The sequence below is a fragment of the Methylobacterium sp. WL18 genome, assembly GCF_008040015.1.
Lineage (GTDB): Bacteria > Pseudomonadota > Alphaproteobacteria > Rhizobiales > Beijerinckiaceae > Methylobacterium > Methylobacterium mesophilicum.
The window spans coordinates 1-2732 of sequence record NZ_VRVD01000627.1 but is presented as its reverse complement, the minus strand read 5'-3'; the positions used below and the strand labels follow the sequence as shown (position 1 = coordinate 2732).

Genomic DNA, 2732 nt, shown 5'->3' with positions numbered 1-2732 from the left:
CGCCAGGGCGTGGCCGCGCTCGCCCTCGACGGCTGCGCGCAGGCGGGCGACGAGGGCGGGCTTGGCGCAATCGCGGATCACCTCGTCGATCTCGCGCAGGGTCTTCGCGTTGTAGAGGCGGTTGATCGCCGACCAGGTGGCGAGGTCGTGGAAATAGGCGTTCGGCACCGCGAGGTCGCCGCGCCGCATGGGGCTGCCGAGCCCCATCAGGGGCATCACGGTGCCGAGGCTGAGCTGCCGGTCGAAATCGGTGCCGCCGATCCGCACGCCGTCGTTGGCCAGGATGTCGCCGGCCCGGTCCGGGCGGCCCCGCCGCTCGGGGGACAGCCGCACGATGGAAAAGTCCGAGGTGCCGCCGCCGATATCGGCGATCAGCGCGATCTCCTCCGAGCGGACCTGCCGCTCGTAGTCGAGGGCGGCGGCGATCGGCTCGTACTGGAACGAGACTTCGCGGAAGCCGACGTCCCGGGCGATGTCGCGCAGCGTGTCCTCGGCCCGCCGGTCGGCCTCCGCGTCGCCGTCGACGAAATGCACCGGCCGGCCGTGGACCACGGTGTCGAGGGATTGGCCACAGGCCACCTCGGCCCGCGCCTTCACGGCCGAAAGGTAGCGGGCGATCACGTCGCGCAGGCGCAGGCGCTCGCGGCCGACCGGGGTCGCCTCGTCCATCAGCGGCGTGCCGAGGACCGATTTCAGTCCGCGCATCAGTCGGCCGGGATGGCCGTCGACGTAGGCCGCGGTGGCGGCCCGGCCGATCAGCGGCGCCTCGCCCGGTTCGAAGAAGATCGCACTGGGGATGGTCCGGTGCGCGCCTTCGAGCGGGATCAGGGCCGGTCCCGCCGCCGCGAGATGCCCCAGGGTGGTGTTCGACGTGCCGAAATCGAGGCCGCAGGCCGCCATCGCGTGAGGGATCCGGTTTGGTTCGAGGGAGGGCGGCCCCTACAGGGCGGCGGCGTCCGGGTCCAGCGCCGCCGCGGCATTGCAGCCGCGCGACAGCCTTGCGGGAAGCGTGGACAGCGCGTCCGGGGGAGGCCCCGACCCGGTCCCGGCATGCTATGGAGCGCCATGCGTTCCGATATCGACCTCGGCCTGACCGGCGAGCGCCCGGCGCTCCTCGACCTCACCGAACTGCTGGCCACGCGGCTCCTGGTCCAGGGCAACTCGGGCTCCGGCAAGTCGCACCTGCTCCGGCGCCTGCTGGAGCAGAGCGCGGGACTCGTGCAGCAGGCGGTGATCGACCCGGAAGGCGACTTCGCCAGCCTCGCCGACCGCTACGGCCACGTCGTGGTGGAGGCGGACGGCGACGACGTCGCGCTCCAGCGCATCGCCGCCCGGGTGCGCACCCACCGGGTCTCGGTGGTGCTGTCGCTCGAGAACCTCGACGCCGAGGGGCAGATGCGCGCCGCCGCGGCGTTCCTCGGCGGCCTGTTCGACGCCGACCGGGACCATTGGTACCCGATGCTGGTGGCGGTGGACGAGGCGCAGCTGTTCGCCCCGGCCGCGGCCGGCGAGGTCTCGGACGAGGCCCGCCGCCTTTCGCTCGGCGCCATGACCAACCTGATGTGCCGCGGCCGCAAGCGCGGGCTCGCGGGCGTGATCGCCACGCAGCGCCTGGCCAAGCTCGCCAAGAACGTGGCCGCCGAGGCCTCCAACTTCCTGATGGGCCGGACCTTCCTCGACATCGACATGGCCCGCGCCGCCGACCTGCTCGGGCTGGAGCGCCGCCAGGCCGAGACGTTCCGCGACCTGCCGCGCGGACATTTCGTGGCGCTGGGTCCGGCCCTGTCGCGGCGACCGCTCACCATCGCGGTGGGTCCGACCCTGACGGTGAGCCGGTCGTCCTCGCCGGTGCTCGTCCCCCTCCCCGACCCGACCGAGGATGCGAGGGCGCTGATCCTAACGGCGAGCCCGGCCGACAGCCTGGCGCCACCGATGCCGCGCCCGAAGCCGCGCCCGGTGGCGGCCCCGGACGTCCTCGTCCAGCTCGCGAGCTACCGCCCCCCGGCCCCGCCGGAGGAGCCCGAAGAGGAGCCGATGGACCCGGAGGCGCGGGAGGCCGCGCTCGCCGAGGTCCTGGCCTCGGTGCTGGCCGATGCAGACGCCGCCGCCTGCACCCCCGCGACGCTCTATCAGGACTTCACCGTCCGCTGCCGGATCCGGCGCCTGCGCGGCGACACGATGGGATTGCCGGAGTTCAAGCGCCGGCTCGCCGTGGCCCGGGCCGAGGCGGGCGGCGCTGTCGCCGACAACTCCACCTGGGAGCGGGCCCAAGCGATCGCGGCTGGCCTGCCGGACGACCTCGCCGGCCTGTTCCTGGTGGTCGCCCGCGCGGCGATCGAGGGCGCGCCCTGCCCCACCGACGCGATGCTGGCCGACGCGTACGGCACCAGCTCGGGCGGTCGCGCCCGGCGAATGCTGGCCTATCTCGAGGAGCGCGGCGCGATCGTCACCCGGAAGGATCTGCGCGGCGCGCCGATCATCGCGGTGCCCGATCTCGCGGTCGAGACCGGCCCGGGCGAGCCGCAGATGCTGCCGACCGGGCCGAAGCGGCGGGCGGGGTAGGCGATCCGTCGTTGCGACCGGAGCAGCTATGCGCTGCGCCGGCCTTCGAGCTTGGCGAGTTCCACCGCGGCGCGCAGCTCGATCTCGGCCATGAGCCCGTCGAGGCGCGGATCCCCCGAGGAGGCCGCGCGCTGGGCCAGGCGGCCGGCGATGGCGCGCAGATCCTGCGG

3 protein-coding genes are annotated in these 2732 nt (G+C 74.1%); 1 reads left to right on the top strand and 2 read right to left on the bottom strand.

What is annotated here, in order from left to right; genetic code table 11:
• Nucleotides 1–900: Hsp70 family protein (locus tag FV228_RS26040; RefSeq protein WP_147857185.1), on the bottom strand; the 900-nt coding region annotated here is incomplete at its 3' end.
• A gap of 165 nt (nucleotides 901–1065) precedes the next feature.
• Between FV228_RS26040 and FV228_RS26035 the strand changes: the two genes are divergently transcribed.
• A complete protein-coding gene (locus tag FV228_RS26035; protein ID WP_147857184.1) occupies nucleotides 1066–2562 on the top strand; it encodes an ATP-binding protein in 1497 nt (498 codons plus the stop codon).
• Nucleotides 2563–2588: 26 nt separating this feature from the next.
• Here FV228_RS26035 and FV228_RS26030 read toward each other — a convergent pair.
• A partial coding sequence (locus FV228_RS26030; RefSeq protein ID WP_246694036.1) for a flagellar assembly protein FliX occupies nucleotides 2589–2732 on the bottom strand: 144 nt, incomplete at its 5' end.

Bases quoted from the DNA above. Each gene is read 5' to 3' on its own strand.
- FV228_RS26035 (WP_147857184.1), top strand. From the start codon at position 1,066: ATGCGTTCCGATATCGACCTCGGCCTGACCGGCGAGCGCCCGGCGCTC.